A 24,821-nucleotide genomic window follows, 5' to 3' on the forward strand; every position below is an offset into this window, starting at 1 on the left:
CGACGGCAATCGCCGCCGTCGTTACGTTCGCTTTGAAGGTGTGTTTTTGATGAATGATGTACAGATCAGTTGGCCAAACAAGGATCTCACCCTTTATGCGTCCGGTCTAACCGATTATCAATGGGTGGATCCGAAACATCACACGCTCTCAAATGCACCAGAACTCGTAAACCACTCATCTAGCTGCGGTTCTTCCAATTCCAACCTTGTCATCATCGGAGATGGGCTAGATGCAATAGACGCCTTAGTATCTAAAACTGATGCACTCACAGGCGGAATTAGGCTGCTCTACATCGATCCACCGTTTAACACTCAAGGATCGTTTCGCCAATATAGCGATAGCATGAAACGTTCGATGTGGTTGTCAATGTTCCAAGATCGTTTGCTCGCCATCAAGCCGCATTTAACTCAGGATTCAAGCGTATGGGTTCACTTGGATGACTCTGAAGTTCATCGGGCCCGGATGGTCATGGACGAAATTTTCGGAGAAGGCGCATTTGTAGCGTCAGTAACATGGCAGAAGAAAACTACACGTGACTCTCGAGCTGCGTTTTCAACGAATCACGATACAATCCTCGTGTACGCCCCATCTGGTCCGAAGAAATGGAAAACTTCTCGCAATCTCCTTGCCAAGGATGAAGCGAATCTTCAAAACCGTGACAATGATCCGCGTGGACCATGGACGGATGCGCCATTCACTGCACCGGGCTTCCGTAAGGCTCAGCAGTACGATATTCTCAGCCCATCTGGAGAAATCAAGCGTCCCCCACGCGGTAGAAGTTGGTACGCGACAGAGCCTACATTCCAGAGTCTCCTGGAAGACGACCGAATTTGGTTTCCCAAAAATGGAGCTGGTTCGCCTCGATTAAAGCTTTTCCCACATCAGCTTCGAGGGCTAGTACCTTTTACGGTTTGGGGGTCAGCAGACGTCGGAAGTAATGACGATGCTAAGCGACACCTACTCGATCTGTTTCCTGAAAGAGAAGTTTTCGACACTCCAAAGCCTGAAGAATTGTTGGAACGAATTATCCATATTTCCACAAATCCAGGTGACCTCGTGGTAGATTTATTCGCCGGTTCTGGTACCACTGCGGCCGTTTCCCATAAAATGCGTCGGCGTTGGATCACTGTCGAGCGAATTGTTGATACGGCACTAGAGTTCGCCATTCCTCGACTAAATGCAGTCGTGAATGGTAGCGATCATGGGGGCGTCACTAAGCAAGCTTCGTGGAAGGCCGGTGGCTATTTTGAAGTACTACAAGTAATCCCGAGATTTGGATCCTTAGGCCGCGGAAATTCGGCAGCTGCAGTTTCACAAAAAGTGAAAGAACTTACTCATCATGAGGCTTCAGCAACGGGCTAATAGCCTCGAATTGATCGCGTACCTTTTACCCTGAGTTTCTATGGTTGAGTGTCCGGAGCGAAGACATACGTTAGTGCTGTGCCTTTTTCATTTCTTTATCACACTGTGCGCGGAAAGGTATGCGATGTATTCGGCCGGACTGGCTCGTGCTGCAAGAACGCCGACTAATTACGAAAGCAACGTAGTAAGATACCTGGAGCGATTACACTTTCAGATCTACCCATTTTCATTTTCAGGTCTTCTCAACCCTCAATATGAAAATGGCTAGATTTTCGATCTTCGCAATCGTTTTGTCACTCACCGGAAGGATCGAAATCTTTTAGGTTTCTCCTCTGCATATCTGCTTGCTCATTTGTAAAGCCATCCCAGAGAAGGTTCGCAACGACAACAAGCGATAACGCGACGTACGCTAAGGCGGCAGGGCCAATGCTGCTTAGCACGACAACTAGCCAATGTATCCATTCACTTGGTGATTCCTCTTTCTCCAAGAGGGCGACACAGAAAACTGTTATTGATGCTAATACTGACGAGTGTATGCTCATCAATATTAGCGCTCCTGCCTCGTTCAACGACTTCACGCGGACCGCGTCAATTTTTCGACCGCGTTCAAGAATTCGTTCTCTCCAACTTGCGACTTGAGAAAACCCTGCCAAAAGCGCACCAACCAATAACGCCACAGCTGCGAGCATTATTTCTGGCTCGTTTATGACGATTTGTGCCCATATTAGAGCTCCCGCCACTGCAAGTGGCAACCCGAATAGAACGATCCTCGTAAAGATATCAGCCTTTTCCTCATCATCGGCCGATCGTTTTTTGAGACCCGAAAAGACTCCTTTTAGGACACGGCGAGGACTGATTCGGTCAAGCATGCTGCCACCTCAATTGGGTCTGCAAGTTCAATTTCAATGTTTTCTTGGCGAGCGATACTGTGTACTCGATCGAATGCACGACTGCAGTACACTTCTTTGGTTGGTGGCAAATCTGATAAGGGGTAAGTAAAAGCGTCACGCATCGTATCCGCAGCGATAGTAGTCGTCGCATTATCGGTTTTACCTTGCAGACTAATTGCTGCAGATTCATACTGCTGTTCTTCACCGCTTACAATCAGGTCATGTTCCTCCAAAAGGTCGCCGAGTTCTAATACTGCCTCTTTAGGGGTTATCGTTTCACCGGCTCGCCAGCTTTTTACCCATTTTTTACTCGCACGTCCAGCGATCTCTGAAATATTCTCATTTCGAAGCTTTATTTGAAGAACTCGGTCAACGTATGTCGTATTTCCAACTGCGTCCATCTTCTTGCTCTTAAACACAACGCTTGCCTTGTCAGCTTTTGCTAATAGCTCATCCAAATATTCATTATCTGAAGCCTGTCTACATGTAAATACGAGTCTTTTGAAGGTCTTTTTCTTCGGCACAGTTCTACCTTCTTCCTTCGCCTGCTCGCGCACTAACCGGTCGTTCGCAATGCGTTCCTCACGAAGAACCATACTTTCGTTTTTTAGCATGCTTGTGAGGCGGGAACGAGGATCCCGTCGATGGTTGGTCTGAGTCACTAGTAGGAATTCCGACCCCATTTCATTAGGAAAAATAAAGGTTACCTCGTGTGCGGCTTCAGGCGACCAGCCTTCCAGGCTACGGGCTTCCTCGTCTGGTTTAGTAGCAGAGATATGACTACCTTCTTCGCCAATAGCTATCCGTGCATGAATCAGATTAGGCTGAATGATGACCGGGTCATATATCGTAGCTGTCGCAATTGGCTTCGTAGGTCTACCAGTCTCATCAGTGGTGGGCTGGAAGCGATGAGTACCCTTCTCTTCTAATCTGCTCAGCAACTGAGCAATTTCCTCCATTACGGGCGAACCCTGAGATGCATTGTAGGGATCTACATCTTTAATCTTGTTTGGAAATGCTTCTAATACAAAAACTCTAAATCCGTATGCTCTAGCCATAGAATCATTGTATTACGTAATTCCTCCTCACAATGGAAAGATGCAACCGATACGAAATATTTTTCGTATTCGGCTTCTATGCCAGCTTAAAATTCCGATAATTTCAATTCTATAAAAGCGAAAAAACGAAAGGCCCAACACCGTTCGGTGTTGGGCCTTTCGCGATGAATCTAGCGAACTGGGTAGCCAGCTTCTCGGATTGCTTGCTTGACCTTAGCGATCATGTCCTTTGGACCGAAGTGGAAAATAGATGCGGCCAAAACTGCATCAGCTCCTGCTTCGATTGCTGGAGGGAAGTCCTCAGGCTTTCCTGCACCACCCGATGCGATCAGCGGAACCGAAACCTCGGCGCGAACTGCACGGATCATTTCCAGATCGAAACCATCCTTGGTGCCATCAGCATCGATCGAGTTCAGCAAGATCTCCCCCACGCCTCGATCAGCCGCTTCCTTGGCCCAGGCTACGGCGCACATGCCGGTGCCGGTACGACCACCATGGGTCGTGACCTCGTAGCCCGATGCGATCGACGGATCATCGGTGCGGCGTGCGTCGAGGGACAGCACGAGTACCTGGGAGCCGAAGCGCTGGGTAATCTCGTTGATGACCTCGGGACGGTTCACCGCTGCGGTGTTGATCGAGGCCTTGTCGGCGCCGTTGCGCAGCAGGCGATCGACGTCTTCGGCAGCGCGGACGCCGCCGCCTACGGTCAGCGGGATGAACACTTCTTCTGCGGTATGACGGACTACTTCATAGGTAGTTTCACGATCCGCGCTGGATGCGGTGACATCCAGGAAGGTCAGCTCGTCGGCACCTGCGTCGTTGTAACGACGAGCAAGCTCAACTGGATCGCCAGCATCGCGAAGGCCCGCGAAGTTCACGCCCTTGACGACACGTCCGGCATCAACGTCGAGGCAAGGAATAACACGAATTGCTACGCTCATCAGCGAATTTTCCTTGTCTACTTAGATGCGGCAGGCGTGGATCTGGCTGACCAAGATGGCGCGGGCGCCAACTTCATACAGCTCGTCCATGATGTTGTTGGTCTGCGACTTCTTGACCATGGCTCGCACGGCAACCCAATCAGAGTTAGCAAGGTCCGACACGGTTGGCGATTCCAGGCCTGGGGTCAGCTCGCATGCCTTGTCGGCAAGCTCGCGGCGCACGTCGTAGTCGAGCATGACGTACTGGCGGGCAACGAGCACGCCGTTCAGGCGGCGAATCAGCACATCCAGTCCGGATGGCTTGTGGCCGACACGGCCGATCATGACTGCCTCGGACTTCAGCATCGGATCGCCGAAGATCTCCATGCCTGCGGCCTTGATGGTGTTTCCGGTTTCTACAACATCAGCGATGGCATCGGCTACACCCAGCCGGACCGAGGACTCGATGGCGCCGTCAAGGCGAACGATCGAAGCCTGGATTCCGGACTTTTCGAGGTAGTGGCGCAGCAGCACGTCATAGCTGGTGGCAATACGCTTGCCGTTGAGCTGCTGCGCATCGTTGAAGGCGCCAACCGGGGCCGCGAAGCGGAAGGCCGACTTTCCGATGCCCAGCGACAGCTGCTCTTCGACAGCGTCGTCGACATCCGCATCGAGGTACAGATCGCGACCGGTGATGCCTACGTCCAGGATTCCTCGGCCGACATAGACGGCGATGTCACGGGGACGCAGGTAGAAGAATTCAACTTGGTTTTCCTCATCGACCAGGACCAGTTCGCGTGAATCGCGGCGCTGGAGGTAGCCGGCTTCCTTGAACATGGTGGAAGCGATTTCGGACAGGGCACCCTTATTGGGTAGGGCTACGCGGAGCATTATTGACTCATTTCGTCATGAATGGCGCTGCGGCGATTAGCCATAAACAAGCGCCAAGGATTAATTCGTTGGCCGTTGTTTCTGCCGCCGTGCTTTGATTGCGGCCTGATCGGTAGTGGATCAGGCCGCAATCGCGCGACGGCTATAGATGCTTGTAAACATCGGCCAAGGTCATTCCCTTGGCGATCATGAGAACCTGCAGGTGGTACAGCAGCTGGGAGATTTCCTCCGCCGCGGCCTCATCGGTTTCGTACTCCGCGGCCATCCAAACTTCGGCGGCTTCCTCGACGATCTTCTTTCCGATGCCATGGACACCAGAGTCGAGTTCGGTGACGGTACGTGAGCCTTCCGGGCGGGATTGTGCCTTGAGCGATAGTTCGCTGAAGAGCTCGTCAAAAGTTTTCACGGAACTTATCCTAGCTGTTTTCTTTACCGGGGCCGTATTCTGGTGGCCTTTTGTGACAGGGCCACCCGAATGCTAGGGCAGTGCGGCTACAGTCATGACGGCAGCGGAGTAGGCTTCATAGCCTTTGTCCTCGCTGGAGTTTTCCAAGCCAGCGCGGTCCAGGGCCTGCTCTTCGTTATCGCAGGTGAGTACGCCAAAACCGATTGGGGTTTTGGTGTCCACACTCACATTAGTTAAGCCATTGGTCGCGGCCAAGCAGACGTAGTCGAAGTGCGGGGTACCGCCACGGATGACCACGCCCAGCGCGATGACCGCGTCGTAGTCGCCGGCCAGGGTGGAGGCTGCGACCGGCAATTCGAAGGTGCCCGGTACGCGAATCAGGGTGGTGCTGGATTCCAGACCGGCGTCCTTGGCGGCACGCTGGGCGCCGTCAATCAGTCCGTTCATGATCACTTCGTGCCAGCTGGCGGCCACGATGGCCACCTTGAGCTGGGAGAACTTCTCCTGGACGGCCAGGGCCTTCAGCTGTTCGCTGACCTCGGCAGGTGCGCCATGCTTGCTCATCTCGATGCTCCTTCTATTCTTCTGGATTCGTGGGGATCAGGCGCCGTGGTAGGCGTCGGACTGCTGGTCATCTTGGGTATCGGGCAGATCAAGGTGGTGGCCGAAGCGCGTCCGTTTGGTGCGCAGATAGGCGGAGTTCTGCTCACGCGGTGCAATCTGCAGGCCGATCAGCTCTGCCACCTTGATTCCCGCGTCATTCAGCTGTTCCTGCTTATCCGGATTGTTGCTCAGCAAGCGGATTTCCTCCATGCCCATGGCCTTGAGGATGGCAGCGACGGCGAAGTACTCGCGTGCGTCGGCCGGGAATCCTAGATGCAGGTTGGCGTCCAGGGTATCCATGCCGCCTTCCTGCAGGGCGTAAGCGCGCAGCTTGTTGGCCAGCCCGATGCCTCGGCCTTCATGCCCGCGGATGTAGATGATGTGCCCGCCTTCGCGGGCGATGGTTTCCATCGAAGCGTGCAGCTGTTCGCCGCAGTCGCAGCGGTACGAACCGAAGATGTCCCCGGTGAGGCACTCGGAATGGATGCGCACCAGGTTGCCGGGCTCGCCGCCGTTGGGACCCGCGTGGCTGAGCACGATGTGCTCGTGGTTCTCTGCGGTGGCAGCGCGCGCGGTGAAGTCCCCGAAGGCGGTAGGCAGCTTGATCGGGTCGGTCAGCTCGATCTCGTCGTTGACTCGGCGCCAGCGGGCCAGGTCATCGATGGAGATCAGCGGCAGGTTGTGCTCTGCGGCGAAGACGCGCAGGTCATCCAGGCGCATCATTTCGCCGTCGTCCTTGGTGATCTCGCCGATCACCCCGACCGGTTCCAAGCCGGCGGCCTGGCACAGGTCAACTGCCGCTTCGGTGTGCCCGCGACGTTCCAGCACTCCCCCGGCCGCAGCTCGCAGCGGGAAGATGTGGCCCGGGCGCGATAGCTGGGCCGGTTCGGTGGCTGGGTCGGCCAGCAGGCGGCTGGTCAGCGCGCGATCGGCAGCGGAAATGCCGGTGGTGATGCCTTCGGCGGCGTCGCAGGTGACGGTGAAGGCAGTGCCCTTGGCATCCTGGTTGATGCCGACCATCGGGGCCAGGCGCAGCGCGTCCGCGCGCTTGGCGCCCAACGGCACGCAAATCACCCCCGAGGTGTAGCGGATGGTGAACGCCATCAGCTCGGCCGTCGCGTGCTGGGCGGCGAAGATGATGTCGCCTTCATTCTCGCGGTCTTCGTCGTCGACGACCACGACGGCTCGGCCGGCGGCCAGAGCTGCCAGCGCGGTAGGGATGGAATCCAAGGTTGAGGTGCCCATTACTGCTGGCCTCCAAATTCGTTCAGGCGTGCCACGTACTTGGCGAGCACGTCGACCTCGATATTGATCTTCTCGCCCACTTGGCGGGTGCCCATGGTGGTCTCGGCGAGGGTGATCGGGATGATGCCGACCTCGACCCAGTGGCTGCCGGTATTCGTTGCCGGGGAGACCGCGGTGATGGTCAGCGAGATGCCATCCAGCGCTATGGAGCCCTTTTCGGCGGTCAGCGGCGCGTACGCGTCGTCGATTCCAATGCGGAAGGTGGTCCACTGGCCGTGGTCTTCGCGGGCCAGCACCTTGCCGACGGTGTCTACGTGGCCCTGCACGACATGCCCGTCGAGCCGGCCGCCGGCTGGGGTGCAACGTTCCAGGTTGACCTGATCGCCGGTTTTCAAGGCGCCGATGGTGGTGCGGCGCAGGGTTTCACCCATGACGTCGACGCTGAGCGTGTCGCCTTCCAGCTCGGTGGCGGTCAGGCAGACCCCGTTGACAGCAAGGGACCCGCCAAGGCCCAGGTTTTCGGTGTGGCCCGGGGCACGCAGGGTCAGTACTGCCAGGTCCTTGTCGGTGAAGGTCTCGATGCCTTCTATGACTCCCTGGCCGGTAACAATTCCGGTGAACATGATTACTCCTTGAAAAGTTAGGGGTTGCTGGCGATTAAACGCGGGGCAACGGTTCTAGATGCAGGGCAATATCATCGCCGAGCCGGGTCAACGATTCGTTGCTGGCCGAATCCAGCCGGAAACGCTGCGCTTCACTGAGTGTGGTGGTGCTTGGCATGTTGACCGACGAGCTGCCTGCTCCGATCAGCAATGGCGCCTGGTAGCAGTAGATTTCGTCGGCCAGATCTGCTGCGATGAAGGCCGAGGCGACTGTAGCGCCGCCTTCAATCAGCAGGTGGGCGAGGCCCAGCTCATTAGCCCGGGCGATGGCTTCTTGCACGTCGTGGCTGCGGATCTGCGCCCAATCGCTTCCCTGGGCGAGTGCCAGATCTGCTGGCAGATCGCGTTCGCCCATAACCAGGCGGAAGGGCTGGCGCTCATGCAGCTGCCCCTCGGGAGTGCGGGTGGTCAACCGCGGGTTGTCGATGATCGCCGTGCTAGTGCCGACCAAGATGCCATCCACGCGGGAGCGCAGGGTGTGCGCGTGGTTGCGCGAGGCCTCGGAAGTGATCCATTGGCTCGTGCCGTCCGGTGCGTTGATTCGGCCGTCGAGCGACTGGGCTATTTTCACCGTGATGAACGGCCGGCCTTCGGCCTTGGCGATGAACCAGCGGTGGTTCAGCTGCTTTGCGGCGGAGAAATCCTCCAGCTGGGTGGCCTGGGTTCCGTGGCTGCGCAGGTAGTCGGCCCCTCCGCTGGCGGCGGTGTTATCCGAGACCGCGTAGTACACCTGGCCGATGCCGGCTTCCACAATGGCTCGGGCGCAGGGTCCGGTGCGACCGGTGTGGTTGCACGGTTCGAGGGTCACTACCATTGTCAGTTCGCGGGCCTTGGCCGGAGGCATCTTGCCCAGGCGGCGCAGCGCGTCGATCTCGGCGTGCGGATGCCCGGCCCCGATATGAAAACCGGTGGCGATGATATTTCCGTCAGCATCCAGGACGCAGGCGCCGACCAGCGGGTTGGCCCCGCGGTGGCCCCGTCCGGCGGTTTCCAGCGCGGTGCGCAATGCCGCGTCGAGCTGTTGGGTCGTAATCATGGTGTTGTTCCCCTTTCAGCGTTTACGCGAGATGGTTGGATCGAGCATTTCCGTTTCGACCTGGGGTTTCGCGTCGCGCCTGGAATTGGCCCAGACGAAGAAGCCAACCAGGGTGAAAGCGCCGTAGAACAGGTACATGAACGCGCTGGCGTAGTAGCCGGCGGAGAACAGCAGCGGCACGCCTACGGCGTCCACGGCAACCCAGATCAGCCAGAATTCGACCCAGCCCTTGGCCATGCCGTAGGTCGCGAGCAGCGAGCCAACGAAGGTCCACGCATCAGCCCAGACAGGTTCATAGGAGCCGAGCAGGCGGAAGATCGGGGTCACTGCGAGGGTGCCGAGGATCAGCACGGCGATCAGGGCCAGGCGCGCCTTGTTGGAAGCCCATTGAGGGGTCACGGCGCTACCGGTGCCGTTCTTGGCCTGCTTCCAGCGGTACCAGCCGAAGACCGAGACGGCGATGAACATGATTTGGCGGCCTGCTTGGCCCCAGAGGTTGGCAGTGTAGCCGGTATCGAAAATACTGCCCAGGAACACCGTCAGCAGCAAGAGGTTGCCGACAATGCCGATTGGCCAGGCCCAGACTTTGCGGCGCATGCCGCCCACGGCGCTGGCCAGGCCGAAGATATTGCCTACGACTTCGCGCACCAAAAGTGCCGACGAGCCGATCGCAATTTGTGAGTTAAAAGCTTCAATGAGCCACCGCAGGAAATCCATCATTCCACCCTTCTCGAAGCGGCGGCTCCGGGGGTGTGCATTTGATGGGCCTGTGGCTCTGCTTTAGGAGATAGACCCGGTGCGGGCCATCGGCAGTACCAATAGGCATATCAAATTCGTGCTTCTCCCATCCAGACTTTAACTGTCGGTACCGGAATTTCACCAGTTCAACCGTTCCCTCAGCTTGTGGCATTGGTTGCGGGTCGCGGACTATCACCGCCGGTTCGGACTTTCACCGACCCCGGAGCACGTATTCGTGTTTACTGAGTTCATTCTGACACACTTTGTGCGCCGCTAGTGACCGCCCAACGCAAGATTGCGTAATACATCGATTTCCACCGATGGCTCTTGGGCCGAGTACACGGCGGAACCGGCGACGAAGACATCCGCACCGGCTTCGGCGGCACGCAGGATCGTGTCGCGTGAAATGCCGCCGTCGACCTGCAGCGCAATCGGCTTGCCGCTGCCTTCAATGGCGGCGCGGGCACGCTTGATCTTGGGAAGGACCAGATCCAAGAACTTCTGGCCGCCGAAACCTGGTTCCACGGTCATCAGCAGAACCATGTCCAGCTCGCCGAGCATGTCCAGGTAGGGCTCGATCGGCGTTGCCGGGCGCAGGGCCATTGCAGCCTTGGACCCGGCGGAACGCAGTTCCCGAGCCAAGCGGATAGGAGCAGCCGAAGCCTCTGCGTGGAAAGTTACCGAGTCCACCCCGAGCTGCGCGTATTCCGGGGCCCAGCGATCCGCATTCTCAATCATCAGGTGCACATCGATTAGCAGCTTGCTGACCTTGTGCAGCGCATCAACCACGGGCAAGCCCAGGGTCAGATTGGGAACGAAATGGTTGTCCATGACATCCACGTGGACCGCATCGGCGGTATGGATGCGTTCCAGCTCGCTGGCGAGGTTCGCAAAATCGGCGGACAGGATCGACGGGTTGATCCGCGCATGACGCATGGATACTCCTTGGAATACTCGGACTTGGCTAGGCTTTTTTGGTCAGGATTGCCATGAACATGGCGTCGGTGCCGTGCACGTGCGGCCACAGCTGCACGGTGGTGCCATCGCCCAGGGCATGGCCTGCCGATGGCGCGTCCTGATACATCACCGAGGAAACCGCGGCGCTGGTATCCAGCAGTGCCGCATTTTCGTGGTGCTTCAAGAAGTCTTCCACAACCAGGCGGGTTTCGGCCTGATGCGGCGAACAGGTGACAAAGCCGACGACGCCGCCGACGCGGACCGCGTTGAAGGCAGCAGCGAGCAGTTCACCTTGCAACTTGGTCAGTTCCGGAATGTCACCCGGGGCTTTGCGCCAGCGCGATTCCGGGCGGCGGCGCAATGCGCCCAAGCCGGAGCAAGGGGCGTCGACCATGATGCGGTCGTAGTCCCCCGCATAGTCCTCGCCGCCGAAGCTGCGTCCGTCTTCACCGGTGACCATCCAGTAGTCATGCGGCACCGCAGCCAACGAGTTTTCGACCAGCCGCGCGCGGTGCGGGGTTGGCTCGTTGGCAGTCAGTCGAGCGTCGCGCTGCACGGCGACCGCTGCGAGCAACGCTGCCTTTCCGCCTGGACCTGCGCACAGATCCAGCCAGTAGCGGTCTTCGCCGGCTTCGGGCAATTCGATACTCGCCAGGGCGCGGGCCATGACCTGGCTGCCAGCATCCTGGACACGCACGGTGCCTTCCTTGACCCCTGGCACACGCGAGACGTCGCCGTGCTTGTACGTAGCCGAATCCGCCAGCAAGGTGCCCGGTTCCGCCCCTGATTCCAGTGCGCCGGACAGATCGCCCAGCCCAGGCAGGGATACGAGGTTCACCAACGGCGCCAGGTTGTCCGCTTCCAGCAGGGCTTCAAGTTCGCTGGCGTCGCGGCCATGGGAAATCAGTGCGCCACGCAGGGCACGGACAATCCAGTCCGGGTGCGAGTGCTCAATGGCCAGGCGCTCGGACTCCGAAGCGGCAGCATTGCCCAGCAGTTCGGTCCACTCATCGGCTTCCTTGGCAGAAACACGGCGCAGCACCGCGTTAATCAGGCCGGACGGACCGGCACCAATCTGCGCACGAGCCAGCGACACGGTTTCATCCAGGGCGGCGTGCTTGGGCACGCGCATGGCCAGCAGCTGGTGGGCACCCAGGCGCAGCGCATCGAGGATGGCCGGATCCAGCTCGGCCAGCGGGCGGTCCACCAGGGTAGTCAGAATCGCGTCGTAGAACCCCTGGCCGCGCAGTGCCCCGTAAGCCAGTTCGGTGGCGAAGCCCGCGTCACGGCGGTCAAGCTGGTACTCGCGGATCATCTTCGGCAGCACCAGGTTGGCGTAGGCATCCGCACCGGATACCTCACGCAGCGTCTTGAAAGCTACCAGGCGTGCCGGGTCGGCCGCACGCTTTCGCTGACCGGGTGCGGATGCCGAGTACTTGCGCGGGCCGGCCTGGCCGCGGTTGCGGGTACGGCCCTGCTCATTGCGGCGTTCATTGTCGCGGTATCCGCCGCGTGGTTCCTGTCCGCTCATGCGAAGCTCACTTTCGTTCCCTGAGTGAGCACTCCACGTGCCCAGTCGCTGGCGTTCATCATTTTCTTGCCCGGAGGCTGGATTTCGGTGGGCTGCAGGGCCCAGGTGGCGGTGCCGATGTAGACCTTTGGCTGCTTGCCTGATTCGATGCGCACTTCGCCTGGTGCAAGGTCGGTGATCTCGCGGTGCTCACGCAGTGGACCGAATTTGAAGCGCTTGTCTTCCGCCTTGACCCAGGCGCCTGGGGACGGGGTGGTCCCGTGGGCGCGCCGACGGATTTCGGTCGCGGTCCGCGTGAAGTCCAGCTCCGCATCCACGTCGGTAATCTTCGGTGCGTAGGTGTGCGATCCGGACTGCGGAATGGCAATGGCCTGGCCGGAATCCAATGCTTCCAAGGTCTGCACCAGCAGGGTCGAGCCGGAACGACTAAGCCGTTCGAGCATGATGCCTGCGGTGTCCAGCTCACCAATTCTCTCGGTGACCTGTCCGAATACCGGACCTGTGTCCAGTCCCGTTTCCAACTGGAAGGTGACTGCACCGGTGATGTCGTCGCCATTGATAATGGACTGCTGCACCGGGGCGGCACCCCGCCAGTGCGGCAACAACGAGAAGTGCAGGTTGATCCAGCCGTGGGTTGGCACGGCCAATGCCGCTTCTGGGACTAGCCCTCCGTAGGCCACAATGGCCGCGGCTTCAAGATCCAAGGCCGCAAGTTCGGCGGTAGTTTCTTCGGTGATCTTCGCTGCCTTGATGATCGGCAAGCCAAGTTCTTCGGCACGAGCGGCGACCGGCGAGGGGGTCAGTACGCGTTTGCGTCCCAAAGGGGCATCTGGACGGGTGAGCACTGCGGCAATTTCAAAACCGGCCTCGTGCAGGTAATCCAGGGAAGTGACGGCGACCTGTGGTGTGCCGGCGAACAAAATACGCATGAGTTAGAACCCCAATCCTGCGCCAAAGCTGGAGCCCAGGGCTCCGGAACGTTTCTTTACGGTGGCGTTGGCGGTCTGCGAGTAGTCGTTGGCCCGCAAGGTGCGCCACGCCGCTTTCTTTTCTTCTGGTGCCAGTCGATCCAGGAACAGGATGCCGTCCAGGTGGTCGGTTTCGTGCTGGAAGCAGCGGGCGAGCATCTCGGCGCCTTCGAGTTCTACCGGGTTGCCGAACTTATCGAAGCCGGTGGCCTTGACGTAGCGCCTGCGCCGAACTGGTGCTGCAATGCCCGGGATGGACAGGCAGCCCTCAATCTGGTCTTCTTGGTAATCCTCGCTGAGCTCCAGTACCGGATTCACGATATGTCCGCGTTCTTCGCCAATTTGGTAGGTGAAGACGCGCAGGGAAACGCCAACCTGCGGTGCGGCAAGTCCTGCACCTGTGACGTTTTCCATCGTCTGGTCCATGTCTTCGACGAGCTTCTGGAGCTCCGGGCCAAAGTCGGTCACCTCCTGCGCTGGGGTGCGTAGAACGGGGTCTCCGATGATCCGAATTCCCAAAATCGCCATAATCCGCTGGTACCTTCCCTGCCGTGGACATTGGTATTGGCTTTCGCAATGCCGAAAGCTAACCGTTCCAGTCTACGCGGTGGCCGTGCGACTTTATTGAGCTGGCGGCGTGATTTCGGCCAGTGAGGCACGCGACTGCGCAATCCTGAACGAGGCTTCCCAGTTCCGGCGCAAGGCATAGAACTTGGACCAGTAGTCAGGCAATGCTGGCGGCGGGGCCATGAAGGTGCGCGCCCCGGTCTCGCCCAGGGCTACTGCGAGCAGCATCGTATCGGTCCCGTGCTCCCATTCTTTCCACGTGCCCTGTTCGGCATCAACTACTTGCTCTTCCGCTTTGCAAGCGGCCGCCAGCTGCATGATCACCTTGTCGTCGGGACGCTTGACGAAGCCGTCGCGGTCGGTGTTTTTGGTCTTGTAGTCAACGAGGCAGGTTCGACCACCGATCTTGGCGACCAGGTCAATGGTGCCGGCGTAGCCGACGCTTTGATTCCAAACCGTCACCTCTGCGGCAATGGGCTGGACGTTGTAGTCATCCCACCATTGATCGAAGTGGCGTGCGAAGCCCAACTCCTTATTTGCTACGAGCGCGGCTTGGGCTGTGTCCAGGTCATGGTCCAGATCCAGCGCTTGCAGGGCGCGCTGCTCAGCGTAGTTATGCACTCGATCCCCGCGGGAGGCCGCGGAGTCCCGATAGGTCTCGGCCGCGCCGGCGGCATCTCGCACGAGGGAACGCAACTGGCGCGGGTCACCCACCGCTTGCACCAGTCGATGATCATCGGAAAGCGCCTTGGCCGCCATGTACCCGGCCCAGCCGGAGAGGTCGAGCTTGTCCATGCCGATGACTGTGGTGATGGATGGGACAATCGCTTCCCCGCCGACCTTTCGGCTGTACATGCGGCCCAGGTCTGTTTGGATAGCCAGTTTTGGTGACGTCATGCACACGATCATGGCACGTGCTTGGCCTGCTTCGCTCCTAGTCGAGGCGGAAAAATCAATTTTCCGCGTAGTTCCGCGGTTTTTAAGCCATGTGAACCAGATCTCAGCGTTTCGATTTGTGGGGATGCGAAAACTCGTATAGAGTTTTTACTCGTTGGAGCGAACGGAAACGTTCAGTAAACAACACATTTTGCGGACATAGCTCAGCTGGTAGAGCGCAACCTTGCCAAGGTTGAGGTCGCGAGTTCGAACCTCGTTGTCCGCTCGCAAAAAGATTCACCGACTAGGTAAAACTAGTCACTCTGACTTCGGTCAGTATGGTGGGGTGGCCGAGAGGCGAGGCAGCGGCCTGCAAAGCCGTATACGCGGGTTCGAATCCCGTCCCCACCTCGCAATGAAGATTGCTAGATCTTTTTTGCGCGATTGGCGCAGCGGTAGCGCGCTTCCCTGACACGGAAGAGGTCACTGGTTCGATCCCAGTATCGCGCACGGACTCATGGTTCACCAGACCATGGATCTAATAATTAAATATATGCGGTCATAGCTCAGCTGGTAGAGCGCAACCTTGCCAAGGTTGAGGTCGCGAGTTCGAACCTCGTTGACCGCTCTGTGAATTCAAAAGACAAATTGGATTCTGTCGAGATTCCTTGTGAATCTTCGGCGCGATTGGCGCAGCGGTAGCGCGCTTCCCTGACACGGAAGAGGTCACTGGTTCGATCCCAGTATCGCGCACGGACTCATGGTTCACCAGACCATGGATCTAATAATTAATTAAATATATGCGGTCATAGCTCAGCTGGTAGAGCGCAACCTTGCCAAGGTTGAGGTCGCGAGTTCGAACCTCGTTGACCGCTCCAAATAATTGAATATAGTTTTGCGGTCATAGCTCAGCTGGTAGAGCGCAACCTTGCCAAGGTTGAGGTCGCGAGTTCGAACCTCGTTGACCGCTCCAAATAAAGATGGGAATCACTTTTCGTGATTCCCATCTTTGCTTTAACCACTGTTCCAGGCCTGTACCACTTAACTGACTAGTGAGCAGCTAACCTGTGTGCAACCTGACAGCCAGCAACAAAACACCTAGGCAGCTGGCGAAATGTTTCCAATCCACTTCCATGCGCTGGCCTGAGCATTTAGGGTGGGTAGTAGTTGTGGAGCTAAAGGGGTTCCCACAGACGAATGGAGGTGCAGCATGGCAGGATTTGATGATCTGCGTGGCAAGGCAGAGGAATTCGCTAAGGAGAACCCGGAGCAGGTATCCCAGGGGATCGAACAGGCTGGCGATTTTGTCGATGACAAGACCGGCGGCAAGTTCGCAGAGCAGGTAGACGGTGTCCAGCAGGGCGCTGGCGACTTCCTGAATGGCCTTGGCGGAGGCGAAGGCGAAGGCGAAAACAACGAGGCCTAATCTCCTCGCCGCACTCCCCTCGGCTTGCCCGAGCATCCTGAGAAGGTACCGACCGAGGTCGGTGCCTTCTCTGCTTTAACGTCATATCAGGGGAATTAATTCACGCTGATTTTCGGCCAACCGGTGCCACCCTGTAGAAAAAGAGTATGACTCGTCACACGCCCCCAGATGGAGCTGGCCTTTTCCATTCAGTTCTTGCGGGATTGATCACCACCATGGTGGGGTTCGTAGCATCATTCGCTGTCGTACTGGCCGGATTATTCCAGGTCGGAGCTTCGAGAGAACAAGCCGCCTCCGGCTTACTCATCCTGTCCCTCTGCGTAGGCTTGAGCACCATTGCGCTTTCGCTGCGATACCGCCTGCCGATCAGCATCGCGTGGTCCACTCCCGGTGCGGCGATGCTCGCCTCACTGGCTCCAGGAGTGTTCGGGTTCAATCAGGCCGTGGGGGCATTCATCGTCAGCGGCGTGCTGATCATGTTGGCCGGCTTGGTACCGTCCTTGCACCGGCTGCTCACCCGCATTCCGGTGCCGATTGCCCAGGGCATGCTCGCCGGTGTCTTGATCCCGCTGTGCCTGAAGCCCTTTACGGCCGTGGCTAGCATCCCGCTGCCCGCGTTGGGAATTCTCCTGGTGTTCTTCATCGGGCTTCGGATCCTTCCGAAATTTGCCGTAGCACTGAGCATGCTAGCTGCGGTGGGTTTCGGCCTATGGCATATTGGCCGCACCGCGACGTGGGATTCACTCGAAGTGCTTCCGCAGCTGCAGTGGGTCAGCCCCGAATTCTCCTGGCAGGCAATTGCCAGCATCAGCGTCCCGCTGTTCGTGGTGACCATGGCATCGCAGAATATTCCGGGAGTGGCCGTGCTCAGCTCCTTCGGGTACACCGCGCCATGGCGCCCCACCATGCTGGCGACCGGCGTGGGTTCGGCGAGCGGCGCGTTCTTCGGAGGGCACGCCATCAACTTGGCGGCAATCACCGCGGCGCTGCCTGCCGGAGAGCAGGCCGGCCCGGACCCCCGGCTTCGTTGGCGGGCCGCGGCGAGTTCAGGCCTGTTCTACTTGGTCTTCGGCGCTTTGAGCGCGCTGATCGTATCGGTGGCCAGCGCCTCGCCCGAGGGGCTATTCCAGGCGGCGGCCGGCTTGGCCTTGCTGGCAACACTCGCCAATGCGCTGCTCGGGGCGATGGCCGATTCCTCTTGGCGGTTGAGCGCATTGGCCACCGTCCTGGTCGCTGCCGGCAATCTCACGCTCTTCGGGATCGGCGGAGCCTTCTGGGCCTTGGTGGCAGGGCTCTTAACGCACTTCATCGTCGAGCGCAGCGCTCGACGATGAAGTGGCAGGACCGGGGTTTTCGGCTTAGAGCGCTGGTTCTCCAACCTGGCCTTCACGAGCCAAAGCGGTCAGGCGCGAGACCGCACGGAAGTACTTTTTCTGGTAACCGCCGGACATCATTTCCGGGGTGAACAGTTCGCTGAATGGCTTGCCCGAAGCAACGATTGGCACGTCCTTGTCGTACAGGCGATCAGCAAGAACAACGAAACGCAGGGCGATGGCCTGATCGGTGATGGTATCGACGTTGTGCAGAACCAGCACATCAGTCTCGGAAAGCAACTGGCGGTAACGCGACGGGTGAACCTTCGAAAGGTGAGCCACCAGAACTTCGAAGTTGTCATCGGCCAGGGTCTTGTCCGGGTAGCGATCCCGGGCGAAGGCCTCGATGCTCGCATCTTCCAAGGGCTCGGGGGCATCGGGCAGGCCGCGGTGGCGGAAGTCTTCGCCTTCGACGCGGTGCACGTCGAACTGCTCGGATAGGGTCTTGATTTCACGCTGGAAATCCACTGCCGCGAAGCGCCCCTCGCCCAGCGCACCAGGCAGGGTGTTGGAGGTTGCCGCCAGCTTCACGCCGGCATCGGACAGCTCACGCATCAACCGGGACATCAGCACGGTGTCGCCCGGATCATCCAGTTCGAACTCATCGATGCAGACCAGCGAGTATTGGCTGAGCACTTCAACGGTCTGGCGGAAGGACAGCGCGCCAACGAGGTTGGTGTACTCAACGAAGGTGCCGAAAGCCTTGCGGCCGGGGGCTGCATGCCACAGGGAAGCTAGCAGGTGGGTCTTGCCCACGCCGAAGCCACCATCGAGGTAGATACCGTTCTTGGTTTCCTTCTTCTTGCCGAAAAGCTTGGAGAGGAACGAACCGGAGTTGTTCTTGCCCACGGTTTCTGCGAAAGCCTTGAGCTTATTGACCGCTTCGGTCTGCGAAGGCTGATTGGGATCCGGGCGATAGGTATTGAAGGACACTTCACCAAAGCGGTAGGACGGGTGGAAGCCGGCCAGCAGTTCTTCGATTGAAAGATTCGGCTTGGTCTCGCTCAGGTGGGTGATCGTCGCCATTGGCTGTGGGAGTCCTTCAGTTGATTGCTCAGGAAATGGTCGGGAAGCCGTGGCTTTCCCATCGGCCAGTTTACCTTGAACGGGGCGAATAATTGCCGAAAATGTCGTAGCCCACACTGTGTTCGCAATGGATGGGGACTAGGCTAGAAGTAATGCCCGTGCCCGCTGTTTCCAGCGCGGCAAAAACTGACACCCGCAAGGATCGTGATTAGGAATGTCGTTGCCCGTCGAGTCCAACGAGAAATATGCAGCCTACGCTCACCCAGAACGATTGGTTTCCACCCAGTGGGTGGCAGACAACCTCGGAGCCGAGAATCTCGTAGTACTGGAATCGGATGAAGACATCTTGCTGTATTCCACTGGCCACGTGCCAGGTGCACTGAAGATTGACTGGCACACGGAGCTGAACGATGAGGTCACCCGCGACTACGTCGATGGCGAAGGCTTCGCGAAGCTGATGGCCGCCAAGGGCATCAGCCGCGAGTCGACCGTGGTCATCTACGGCGACAAGTCCAACTGGTGGGCTGCCTACGCACTGTGGGTCTTCACCCTTTTCGGCCACGAAGATGTACGCCTGATGGACGGAGGCCGCGACAAGTGGATCGCTGAAGGCCGCGAGCTGAGCACCGATAAGCCTGCCGTGACCGCCACCGAATACCCGGTGATCGAGCGCGTCGACTCCGAGATCCGTGCTTTCCTTCCGGAGGTCTTGAAGCACCTGGGCAACCCGTTGATCGACGTGCGTTCGGCCGAGGAATACACCGGCGAACGAACCCACATGCCAAATTACCCGGAAGAAGGCGCCCTGCGCGGCGGGCACATCCCGACCGCCGCTTCGGTGCCATGGGCCAAGGCGGCGGCCGAGGACGGCACCTTCCGCTCGCGCGAAGAATTGGAAGCCATCTACCTCGACGGCGCCGGCCTGAAGCCGGGCGACGATGTGGTGGCCTACTGCCGCATCGGCGAACGTTCGAGCCACACCTGGTTTGTGCTCAAGCACCTGCTGGGCTTCGAAACCGTGCGCAACTACGACGGTTCGTGGACCGAGTGGGGCAACGCGGTTGGCGTGCCTATCGTTCGCGGCGAAGCCGCCGGTGAGATGCCTGCACAGCGCGGAGCCCGCGCATGAGCCAGCTCCCCAATGCACTGAACGAAATCGTCGAGGAGTTCACCGAGGTTCCCGAGGCCGACCGCTTGGAGCTGCTGCTGGAGTACTCGCGCGAGCTGCCCGAGCTGCCCGCACGCCTGGCTGACCATCCTGAACTTTTTGAGCAGGTTGTCGAATGCCAATCGCCGCTGTTCTTGGCCGTAGAGGTCTCCGCAGAAGCCAATAACCCGGTAGGACTGTTCTTCTCCGCTCCCCCGGAGGCTCCAACCACCCGCGGCTTCGCCTCGGTGCTGGCTGCCGGTCTGGATGGCGCGGATGCCGCAGCGATTCTCGCTGTTCCCGATGACATGCCCCAGCAGCTGGGTCTGACCCGTGCGCTGTCGCCGTTGCGCATGCGCGGCATGACCGCCATGCTCGGCCGCATTAAGCGCCAGATTTCAGAGCAGCTGCCTGCGTAGGTTTTGCCTCAAGCGCAGCTAAACGCCGATAAGTAGTAGTGAAGGATCCCCTAGCACGTGGGCAAGAAGAAGCAGGCCGCTTCCACCCCGGCGACCGCCGCGCTGGATGCAGCAGGTATCAGCTATGTAGCGCACAGCTACACGCATAGCGACTCCGCCGAAAGCTACGGCGCCGAAGCAGCCGAGCAATTAGGTGCCAGCGGCGACCGGGTCTTCAAGACCCTGATGGTCTCCACCGGGGCCAACGCCGCACAAGATCTGGCCGTCGCAGTGGTTCCAGTGGATTCGAAGCTGGACCTGAAGGCGATCGGCACCGCATTGGGCAAGAAGAAAGCGCAGATGGCTGACAAGGCTGCCGCGCAGCGGCGCAGCGGCTATGTGCTGGGCGGGATTTCACCGTTCGGGCAGCGCCAGAAAACCGATACCGTCATTGACTCCAGCGCGCAGCAGTTTGAGACGGTATTCATTTCTGGCGGGCGTCGCGGCTTCAGCCTGGAGATCGCTCCGCAAGATGCTGCGAAGGCGACCGGAGCCATTTGGGCGCCGATCGCCACCGGCTAGATAGCGCTCTGACAAAGGGGCCCTGCCCGCAAGGTTGCGATCTGTTGATCGTTCTCGCGGGCAGGGCCCCTTTCGCCGCATGCAGCTACTTGCCTTGACGCAACGCCATGCGCTTGCTCAAGAAGTCGGTGACCGCATGGGCAAAGCCCTGTGGATCCACATTCGGTTCACGGGTGTGCCCGGCCTTGGCAAAAGTTTTCAGCGTAACCAAATCCGGGCGCAGCGCGGCCAGCTTCAAGCTCGGGCCGTTCGGGACGAACTCGTCATCACGGCTGTGCATGATCAGCGTCGCGAATTTCAATTCGTCCGCGCGGTCCACCCAATTCAACCGGCGCAGATTGACCGGTGCTGCTTGGCCGGTGACCCAGCGCCCTGCCTTATTGGACAGCAGCCACTGGCCAAACAGGCCCACCGATTGCGGGATCTTGTTCGCACGGGCCTGGTGCGAGAGCACATCTACCCAATTGATTACCGGGCCAACCAGAATGAGCGAGTCAATATGGTGGGTCAGCTTGCTTCGATCGGCAGTCTGCAGGCTGATCGCTCCGCCCATGGACCAGCCCAGCAAGATGATCTGCTTGGCTCCGCGATCCAGTGCGAACTGGATACCCGCTTCCACGTCATGCCATTCGGTATCGCCCAGACCGTAGCGGCCATCTGGGGCGCTGGGAGCCAAACCGTCATTGCGGTAGCTCATCAGCAAAGTCGTAACCCCGAGTTCGCTCAAGGCAGGCAACGCACGAATAGTCTCATTGCGCCGGGCGCCTCGGCCATGAACGCCAATCACCCAGACATCTTCGTTGGTGGAGCCACGCACCAGCCAGGCTGGACCGTCGCCGCCATCCAAAGGCACGACGACATCTTCTGCATCAAAGCCCAGATCCGCGGGGTGCTCGTAGATTGCACCGGATAGGTTGCCGCGGCGTACCCCTTGGAGGGTACCGCGATAGATCTTCTCGATTTTGCGCGCCACCATGCGGGACTTGCCCGGAACCGCTTCTGGCGCGGAAAGCCGCAGCGCGCAGGAGTCGAATTCGGTGAGGAAGCTGCAGGGGCCAGGTTCGCTGGTATCTGCGTCCTTGTTGAAATGCAGCCAGAGTTTGCCCTCGGCATCGGTGACGACATCCCGGATGATGCTGTTGCCGGTACGGCGTTCTTCCGGGGTCACTACACGTCGGGCGAAGTAACCGGCGAGCGCTGATACGCTGGCGGCCACCAAGGAACCGGCGCCCAGTCCCAGTCCAACCCCAATCAGGGTTGCAGGCACTGCACTGCGGGGTTGCAAGGTATCTACGATGTTCCGAGCCATGTTTTCATCTTTCCATGACCTGGCCCGGGAATCATCTAGCCTGCTCAAGCGTTTTATATTGCATGAATGATGAATCGGTAAACCAATCAGCACAGCCAGCAGATGACGCGGCCGCGCGCAGCGATGTGCAGTGGCAGCAGATCCTCTCTTCCGAGGAATTCCGTGTATTGCGCCAAGCAGGGACCGAGCGCCCGTTTACCGGCGAGTACTGGGATACCACTACCGAGGGCGTGTACTCCTGCCGAGCCTGTGGTTCGGAACTGTTCGCCAGCACCACGAAGTTCGATGCCGGTTGCGGCTGGCCCTCCTTCTTCGCGCCATTGGCCGAAGACCGGGTGCGCTATATCAGCGACGAGTCCATGGGCATGAAGCGTGTCGAGGTGCGTTGCGGCAATTGCGATTCGCATATGGGACACGTTTTCGAGGGTGAAGGGTTCAAGACCCCCACCGACCTGCGTTACTGCATGAACTCTCTGAGCCTGACCCTGCGTCCGGCTCAGGGCTAATGCCTTTGACGGTGGCAAGGCGTGGATCACATTTAGGGCAAGAGTTACTTATTCACTGACGACTTAGCATCACTTTTTCTGTTGTTTGAGCGTAGCGTTCAAGGTAAGCACTTGAGCGCTGCCCCAAACATGAAAAGAAGGTGTATGAAATGACTCAGATTTCCTCCAAGCCAGTACCGGCCACCGACGCAGAAGTACTGCAGATCGCGAACTCGGAAGCTTGGCTGACGCTGAAGTCTGCCGCCACCGAGTTCCAGGGCCTCCAGGCACAGGACGGTTCCTTGGCCGATAGCGCCTTCGCACCACAGGCTGCCAAGCTCGTTGATTCCATCATTGAGTCGGTGCAGTCCTTGAGCGTGCACTTCGAGCACGATGCAGAGTACCTTGAGCAGCTGGTCACGGACCTGCGCCAGTGGGCAGATGCCGGATTCGGCGTGCCCGACTTCCTCGATTCGCTGATGCAGTTCCAACCGCAGGCCCAGCGCATCGACGGCCTGCTGCATCTGGTGCTCTTCCCGATGTACACCCAGAACGGTTCAACCAACCGCCACCTCGAAGCTGTGCTGGTGCAGGTCATGTGGCCTGAGTTCATTGCCGACCTGGAAAGCAAGGACTACACCAACGCCCTGTTCGTGCCGCTGCGCTTCATCGACTTCACCGAGGGCTACAACACCAATTCCGCCGTGCTCTTCCCGGAGTCTGTCGCCATTCGGCAGACGCCATCATTCACTTGGGGCGCGATCTTCCAGGATCGTGAAGCTGTACGCTTCCGCAAGGTCTTGCAGGAAGCTACGCGCATCACCAACCTCGAATTGCCCGAAGACGCCGCAGTGCTGCTCAAGGACCAGCACCTGACCGAAGAAACCTTCATCATGTGGGACCTGATCCACGACCGCACCCACATGCGTGGCGACCTGCCATTCGATCCGTTCATGATCAAGCAGCGCATGCCGTTCTTCCTGTATTCGCTCGAAGAACTGCGTTGCGATTTGACCGCCTTCCGCGAATGCATGAAGATCGCCGCGAACCCGGCGTCGGATCAGAAGAGCGCCAAGATGGCCAAGCTCGTGCAGTACGCGGTGATCTTCGACCGCATCTTCCGCTTCGCCATCACCGGCTCGCGTGTACGCAACTACGACGGTCTCGGTGGCCAGTTGCTGTTCGCATGGATGCACCAGCACCATGTACTGCACTGGACCGACACCAAGCTGAGCATCGATTGGGATCAGGTACCCGAGGTGGTTGCAGCCTTGGGGGATGCGATCGACGAACTGTACTGGAAGTCCATCGACCGTCCGAAGCTGGCGCACTGGCTTGCGGCCTACGAGCTGGTTTCGGCCACCGTCACCCCGAACCCCGCTTCGGTCTGGGCCAAGGGTCCAGATGCCCTGCCGCTAACTGCACCGCTACGCGAAATTACCGACCAGGTCATGGACGACGAATTCCCGCTGTCGATGTTCTACGAAGCTCTGAATAAGAAGATGACCACCGTCATCGAGTCGACCAAGGGCATGACCGGAGCAACGAAAATCTAGCCTTTCCTCTAGGCTAGAAAATGTGAGCAAAGAAAGAATCTCCGTGAACGAGACATCCAAACTAGTGCTCCTTGCCGGCGCTACTTCCGCCTCCGGCATTGCCAGCGCCACCGCGCTGGTTGATGCCGGAGCGCGTGTGCTTGCAGTGGGAAGCAACCAAGAACGCCTCGACGAGCGCCTGCCGTTCGTTCATGCCCGCTATGAATGCGATCTGGGCGACTTCGCTGCGGTCAAGCAATTGGCGCTGCAGATTCATGAAGAGCACGGCACCATCGATGCGCTGATCCATCTGGTAGGTGGCTGGCGTGGCGGTAAGTCAATCACCGGCCAAAGCGACGAGGACTGGGATTTCTTGCACAGCAGCGTGCTGACCACCCTGCGCAACACCTCCCGCGCCTTCGTCGATGATCTGGTTGCCTCCCCCGCAGGCCGCCTGGCGATAGTCAGCGCCGAGGCAGTGCTGAATCCGACCCCGTCCAACGCCAATTACGGCGCGGTCAAGGCCGCAGCAGAGCATTGGGTCAATGCGATCGCCCGCTTATTCGCCAAGCAAGCCGAAAATGCCGCCGCGGTGAGTTGGGTCGTCAAGGCACTGAGCGACAAATCTCCCGAAGAAGCGCCTCCCGGGCATACCCCGGTGCAATTCCTCGCCGAGGCCGCAGTGGCCTTGCTGGACCAGGATGCCGGCAACCTCAATGGCACCCGCGTAGCATTGCCCAAGGCCTGAATATTGGCAGGTCCACGCCCTTGGCGCTGCCCCGGCATAGCTTTCGACTTCACCCCCTTGAACTACTAAGGACCACCACAG

26 protein-coding genes, 7 tRNA genes and 1 riboswitch are annotated in these 24,821 nt (G+C 58.9%); of the genes, 16 read left to right on the forward strand and 17 right to left on the reverse strand.

Going from position 1 to position 24,821, the window contains the following annotated elements; all coding sequences use genetic code 11:
• The first annotated feature begins 49 nt into the window (after positions 1–49).
• Positions 50–1,363, forward strand: a complete 1,314-nt coding sequence (locus ACRDT3_RS01810; RefSeq protein ID WP_431491324.1) for a site-specific DNA-methyltransferase — start codon at positions 50–52, stop codon at positions 1,361–1,363.
• Positions 1,364–1,656: 293 nt separating this feature from the next.
• Here the strand turns inward: ACRDT3_RS01810 and ACRDT3_RS01815 are convergent, their stop codons facing one another.
• The 15 genes from ACRDT3_RS01815 to ACRDT3_RS01885 form a co-directional block, all read right to left on the reverse strand.
• On the reverse strand, positions 1,657–2,232 hold the full coding sequence (locus tag ACRDT3_RS01815; RefSeq protein WP_431491325.1) for a hypothetical protein: 576 nt from the start codon (positions 2,230–2,232) through the stop codon (positions 1,657–1,659).
• Positions 2,199–3,311, reverse strand: coding sequence for a hypothetical protein (locus ACRDT3_RS01820; RefSeq protein ID WP_431491326.1), 1,113 nt, complete (start codon positions 3,309–3,311; stop codon positions 2,199–2,201). Before ACRDT3_RS01820 ends, ACRDT3_RS01815 begins: the two co-directional genes overlap by 34 nt.
• Positions 3,312–3,481: 170 nt before the next feature.
• A complete protein-coding gene (gene hisF / locus ACRDT3_RS01825; protein WP_431491327.1) occupies positions 3,482–4,252 on the reverse strand; it encodes an imidazole glycerol phosphate synthase subunit HisF in 771 nt (256 codons plus the stop codon).
• Between the two features lie 21 nt (positions 4,253–4,273).
• The gene (gene hisG / locus ACRDT3_RS01830) at positions 4,274–5,122 is read right to left on the reverse strand and encodes an ATP phosphoribosyltransferase (RefSeq protein ID WP_431491328.1); all 849 of its coding nucleotides are present in this window, start codon (positions 5,120–5,122) and stop codon (positions 4,274–4,276) included.
• A gap of 142 nt (positions 5,123–5,264) precedes the next feature.
• On the reverse strand, positions 5,265–5,528 hold the full coding sequence (locus ACRDT3_RS01835) for a phosphoribosyl-ATP diphosphatase (protein ID WP_038991810.1): 264 nt from the start codon (positions 5,526–5,528) through the stop codon (positions 5,265–5,267).
• 72 nt (positions 5,529–5,600) lie between these two features.
• Positions 5,601–6,092 (reverse strand): 6,7-dimethyl-8-ribityllumazine synthase, encoded by a 492-nt coding sequence (gene ribH / locus ACRDT3_RS01840; protein ID WP_431491329.1) that lies wholly within the window; start codon positions 6,090–6,092, stop codon positions 5,601–5,603.
• 36 nt (positions 6,093–6,128) lie between these two features.
• A complete protein-coding gene (gene ribB / locus ACRDT3_RS01845; protein ID WP_431491330.1) occupies positions 6,129–7,376 on the reverse strand; it encodes a 3,4-dihydroxy-2-butanone-4-phosphate synthase in 1,248 nt (415 codons plus the stop codon).
• A complete protein-coding gene (locus tag ACRDT3_RS01850; protein WP_431491331.1) occupies positions 7,376–7,999 on the reverse strand; it encodes a riboflavin synthase in 624 nt (207 codons plus the stop codon). The genes ribB and ACRDT3_RS01850 overlap by 1 nt, the downstream gene beginning before the upstream one ends.
• A 34-nt stretch (positions 8,000–8,033) precedes the next feature.
• The gene (gene ribD / locus ACRDT3_RS01855; protein ID WP_431491332.1) at positions 8,034–9,074 is read right to left on the reverse strand and encodes a bifunctional diaminohydroxyphosphoribosylaminopyrimidine deaminase/5-amino-6-(5-phosphoribosylamino)uracil reductase RibD; all 1,041 of its coding nucleotides are present in this window, start codon (positions 9,072–9,074) and stop codon (positions 8,034–8,036) included.
• A 15-nt stretch (positions 9,075–9,089) separates the two neighbouring features.
• The gene (gene pnuC, locus ACRDT3_RS01860) at positions 9,090–9,791 is read right to left on the reverse strand and encodes a nicotinamide riboside transporter PnuC (RefSeq protein WP_431491384.1); all 702 of its coding nucleotides are present in this window, start codon (positions 9,789–9,791) and stop codon (positions 9,090–9,092) included.
• A 115-nt stretch (positions 9,792–9,906) separates the two neighbouring features.
• Positions 9,907–10,044, reverse strand: a riboswitch (FMN riboswitch).
• A 41-nt stretch (positions 10,045–10,085) separates the two neighbouring features.
• Positions 10,086–10,748 (reverse strand): ribulose-phosphate 3-epimerase, encoded by a 663-nt coding sequence (gene rpe, locus ACRDT3_RS01865; RefSeq protein WP_431491333.1) that lies wholly within the window; start codon positions 10,746–10,748, stop codon positions 10,086–10,088.
• A 28-nt stretch (positions 10,749–10,776) separates the two neighbouring features.
• On the reverse strand, positions 10,777–12,300 hold the full coding sequence (locus tag ACRDT3_RS01870) for an RsmB/NOP family class I SAM-dependent RNA methyltransferase (RefSeq protein WP_431491334.1): 1,524 nt from the start codon (positions 12,298–12,300) through the stop codon (positions 10,777–10,779).
• Entirely contained in the window at positions 12,297–13,229 is a 933-nt protein-coding gene (gene fmt / locus ACRDT3_RS01875; protein WP_431491335.1) for a methionyl-tRNA formyltransferase, read from the reverse strand. Before fmt ends, ACRDT3_RS01870 begins: the two co-directional genes overlap by 4 nt.
• 3 nt (positions 13,230–13,232) lie before the next feature.
• Entirely contained in the window at positions 13,233–13,796 is a 564-nt protein-coding gene (def, locus tag ACRDT3_RS01880; RefSeq protein WP_431491336.1) for a peptide deformylase, read from the reverse strand.
• 93 nt (positions 13,797–13,889) lie between these two features.
• The gene (locus tag ACRDT3_RS01885; RefSeq protein WP_431491337.1) at positions 13,890–14,732 is read right to left on the reverse strand and encodes a cytochrome; all 843 of its coding nucleotides are present in this window, start codon (positions 14,730–14,732) and stop codon (positions 13,890–13,892) included.
• 192 nt (positions 14,733–14,924) lie between these two features.
• Between ACRDT3_RS01885 and ACRDT3_RS01890 the strand changes: the two genes are divergently transcribed.
• The 9 genes from ACRDT3_RS01890 to ACRDT3_RS01930 all read left to right on the forward strand — a co-directional run bounded on the left by ACRDT3_RS01890 (position 14,925) and on the right by ACRDT3_RS01930 (position 17,471).
• Positions 14,925–14,997 (forward strand) — tRNA-Gly (locus tag ACRDT3_RS01890).
• Positions 14,998–15,051: 54 nt separating this feature from the next.
• Positions 15,052–15,122, forward strand: a tRNA-Cys gene (locus ACRDT3_RS01895).
• A gap of 27 nt (positions 15,123–15,149) precedes the next feature.
• Positions 15,150–15,221: transfer RNA gene (locus tag ACRDT3_RS01900), tRNA-Val, on the forward strand.
• Between the two features lie 45 nt (positions 15,222–15,266).
• A tRNA-Gly gene (locus ACRDT3_RS01905) sits at positions 15,267–15,339 on the forward strand.
• A gap of 53 nt (positions 15,340–15,392) precedes the next feature.
• Positions 15,393–15,464: transfer RNA gene (locus ACRDT3_RS01910), tRNA-Val, on the forward strand.
• 49 nt (positions 15,465–15,513) lie between these two features.
• Positions 15,514–15,589 (forward strand) — tRNA-Gly (locus ACRDT3_RS01915).
• 19 nt (positions 15,590–15,608) lie between these two features.
• Positions 15,609–15,684, forward strand: a tRNA-Gly gene (locus tag ACRDT3_RS01920).
• Positions 15,685–15,921: 237 nt separating this feature from the next.
• Positions 15,922–16,137: an antitoxin gene (locus ACRDT3_RS01925; RefSeq protein WP_431491338.1), complete on the forward strand. Its 216-nt coding sequence runs from the start codon at positions 15,922–15,924 to the stop codon at positions 16,135–16,137.
• A gap of 146 nt (positions 16,138–16,283) precedes the next feature.
• Positions 16,284–17,471, forward strand: coding sequence for a benzoate/H(+) symporter BenE family transporter (locus ACRDT3_RS01930; protein WP_431491339.1), 1,188 nt, complete (start codon positions 16,284–16,286; stop codon positions 17,469–17,471).
• A gap of 24 nt (positions 17,472–17,495) precedes the next feature.
• Here the strand turns inward: ACRDT3_RS01930 and zapE are convergent, their stop codons facing one another.
• Positions 17,496–18,536, reverse strand: a complete 1,041-nt coding sequence (gene zapE, locus ACRDT3_RS01935) for a cell division protein ZapE (protein WP_431491340.1) — start codon at positions 18,534–18,536, stop codon at positions 17,496–17,498.
• Positions 18,537–18,750: 214 nt separating this feature from the next.
• Between zapE and ACRDT3_RS01940 the strand changes: the two genes are divergently transcribed.
• Genes ACRDT3_RS01940 through ybaK form a run of 3 tightly spaced genes read left to right on the forward strand, consistent with a single transcriptional unit; the run spans position 18,751 to position 20,663 of the window.
• Positions 18,751–19,665: a sulfurtransferase gene (locus tag ACRDT3_RS01940; RefSeq protein ID WP_431491341.1), complete on the forward strand. Its 915-nt coding sequence runs from the start codon at positions 18,751–18,753 to the stop codon at positions 19,663–19,665.
• Complete coding sequence (locus ACRDT3_RS01945; protein ID WP_431491342.1) at positions 19,662–20,102, forward strand: SufE family protein; 441 nt, start codon at positions 19,662–19,664, stop codon at positions 20,100–20,102. Before ACRDT3_RS01940 ends, ACRDT3_RS01945 begins: the two co-directional genes overlap by 4 nt.
• A gap of 57 nt (positions 20,103–20,159) precedes the next feature.
• Entirely contained in the window at positions 20,160–20,663 is a 504-nt protein-coding gene (gene ybaK, locus ACRDT3_RS01950) for a Cys-tRNA(Pro) deacylase (protein ID WP_431491343.1), read from the forward strand.
• A gap of 85 nt (positions 20,664–20,748) precedes the next feature.
• On the opposite strand, the gene ACRDT3_RS01955 is transcribed toward ybaK, so the two are convergent.
• On the reverse strand, positions 20,749–21,972 hold the full coding sequence (locus tag ACRDT3_RS01955) for an alpha/beta hydrolase family protein (RefSeq protein ID WP_431491344.1): 1,224 nt from the start codon (positions 21,970–21,972) through the stop codon (positions 20,749–20,751).
• A 62-nt stretch (positions 21,973–22,034) separates the two neighbouring features.
• Here ACRDT3_RS01955 and msrB point away from each other — a divergent pair, with 62 nt between their 5' ends.
• The 3 genes from msrB to ACRDT3_RS01970 all read left to right on the forward strand — a co-directional run bounded on the left by msrB (position 22,035) and on the right by ACRDT3_RS01970 (position 24,740).
• A complete protein-coding gene (gene msrB / locus ACRDT3_RS01960; protein WP_431491345.1) occupies positions 22,035–22,478 on the forward strand; it encodes a peptide-methionine (R)-S-oxide reductase MsrB in 444 nt (147 codons plus the stop codon).
• A 149-nt stretch (positions 22,479–22,627) separates the two neighbouring features.
• A complete protein-coding gene (locus tag ACRDT3_RS01965) occupies positions 22,628–24,013 on the forward strand; it encodes a DUF6421 family protein (RefSeq protein WP_431491346.1) in 1,386 nt (461 codons plus the stop codon).
• A 43-nt stretch (positions 24,014–24,056) separates the two neighbouring features.
• Positions 24,057–24,740: an SDR family NAD(P)-dependent oxidoreductase gene (locus tag ACRDT3_RS01970; protein ID WP_431491347.1), complete on the forward strand. Its 684-nt coding sequence runs from the start codon at positions 24,057–24,059 to the stop codon at positions 24,738–24,740.
• The last annotated feature ends 81 nt before the right edge of the window (positions 24,741–24,821 follow it).

It is taken from the genome of Glutamicibacter sp. (genome assembly GCF_050701915.1).
Lineage (GTDB): Bacteria > Actinomycetota > Actinomycetes > Actinomycetales > Micrococcaceae > Glutamicibacter.

Coding starts and splice junctions, on each gene's coding strand:
- ACRDT3_RS01810 (WP_431491324.1), top strand. CDS start 50: ATGAATGATGTACAGATCAGTTGGCCAAACAAGGATCTCACCCTTTAT.
- ACRDT3_RS01815 (WP_431491325.1), bottom strand. CDS start 2,232: ATGCTTGACCGAATCAGTCCTCGCCGTGTCCTAAAAGGAGTCTTTTCG.
- ACRDT3_RS01820 (WP_431491326.1), bottom strand. CDS start 3,311: ATGGCTAGAGCATACGGATTTAGAGTTTTTGTATTAGAAGCATTTCCA.
- hisF (WP_431491327.1), bottom strand. CDS start 4,252: ATGAGCGTAGCAATTCGTGTTATTCCTTGCCTCGACGTTGATGCCGGA.
- hisG (WP_431491328.1), bottom strand. CDS start 5,122: ATGCTCCGCGTAGCCCTACCCAATAAGGGTGCCCTGTCCGAAATCGCT.
- ribH (WP_431491329.1), bottom strand. CDS start 6,092: ATGAGCAAGCATGGCGCACCTGCCGAGGTCAGCGAACAGCTGAAGGCC.
- ribB (WP_431491330.1), bottom strand. CDS start 7,376: ATGGGCACCTCAACCTTGGATTCCATCCCTACCGCGCTGGCAGCTCTG.
- ACRDT3_RS01850 (WP_431491331.1), bottom strand. CDS start 7,999: ATGTTCACCGGAATTGTTACCGGCCAGGGAGTCATAGAAGGCATCGAG.
- ribD (WP_431491332.1), bottom strand. CDS start 9,074: ATGATTACGACCCAACAGCTCGACGCGGCATTGCGCACCGCGCTGGAA.
- pnuC (WP_431491384.1), bottom strand. CDS start 9,791: ATGGATTTCCTGCGGTGGCTCATTGAAGCTTTTAACTCACAAATTGCG.
- rpe (WP_431491333.1), bottom strand. CDS start 10,748: ATGCGTCATGCGCGGATCAACCCGTCGATCCTGTCCGCCGATTTTGCG.
- ACRDT3_RS01870 (WP_431491334.1), bottom strand. CDS start 12,300: ATGAGCGGACAGGAACCACGCGGCGGATACCGCGACAATGAACGCCGC.
- fmt (WP_431491335.1), bottom strand. CDS start 13,229: ATGCGTATTTTGTTCGCCGGCACACCACAGGTCGCCGTCACTTCCCTG.
- def (WP_431491336.1), bottom strand. CDS start 13,796: ATGGCGATTTTGGGAATTCGGATCATCGGAGACCCCGTTCTACGCACC.
- ACRDT3_RS01885 (WP_431491337.1), bottom strand. CDS start 14,732: ATGACGTCACCAAAACTGGCTATCCAAACAGACCTGGGCCGCATGTAC.
- ACRDT3_RS01925 (WP_431491338.1), top strand. CDS start 15,922: ATGGCAGGATTTGATGATCTGCGTGGCAAGGCAGAGGAATTCGCTAAG.
- ACRDT3_RS01930 (WP_431491339.1), top strand. CDS start 16,284: ATGACTCGTCACACGCCCCCAGATGGAGCTGGCCTTTTCCATTCAGTT.
- zapE (WP_431491340.1), bottom strand. CDS start 18,536: ATGGCGACGATCACCCACCTGAGCGAGACCAAGCCGAATCTTTCAATC.
- ACRDT3_RS01940 (WP_431491341.1), top strand. CDS start 18,751: ATGTCGTTGCCCGTCGAGTCCAACGAGAAATATGCAGCCTACGCTCAC.
- ACRDT3_RS01945 (WP_431491342.1), top strand. CDS start 19,662: ATGAGCCAGCTCCCCAATGCACTGAACGAAATCGTCGAGGAGTTCACC.
- ACRDT3_RS01955 (WP_431491344.1), bottom strand. CDS start 21,972: ATGGCTCGGAACATCGTAGATACCTTGCAACCCCGCAGTGCAGTGCCT.
- msrB (WP_431491345.1), top strand. CDS start 22,035: ATGAATGATGAATCGGTAAACCAATCAGCACAGCCAGCAGATGACGCG.
- ACRDT3_RS01965 (WP_431491346.1), top strand. CDS start 22,628: ATGACTCAGATTTCCTCCAAGCCAGTACCGGCCACCGACGCAGAAGTA.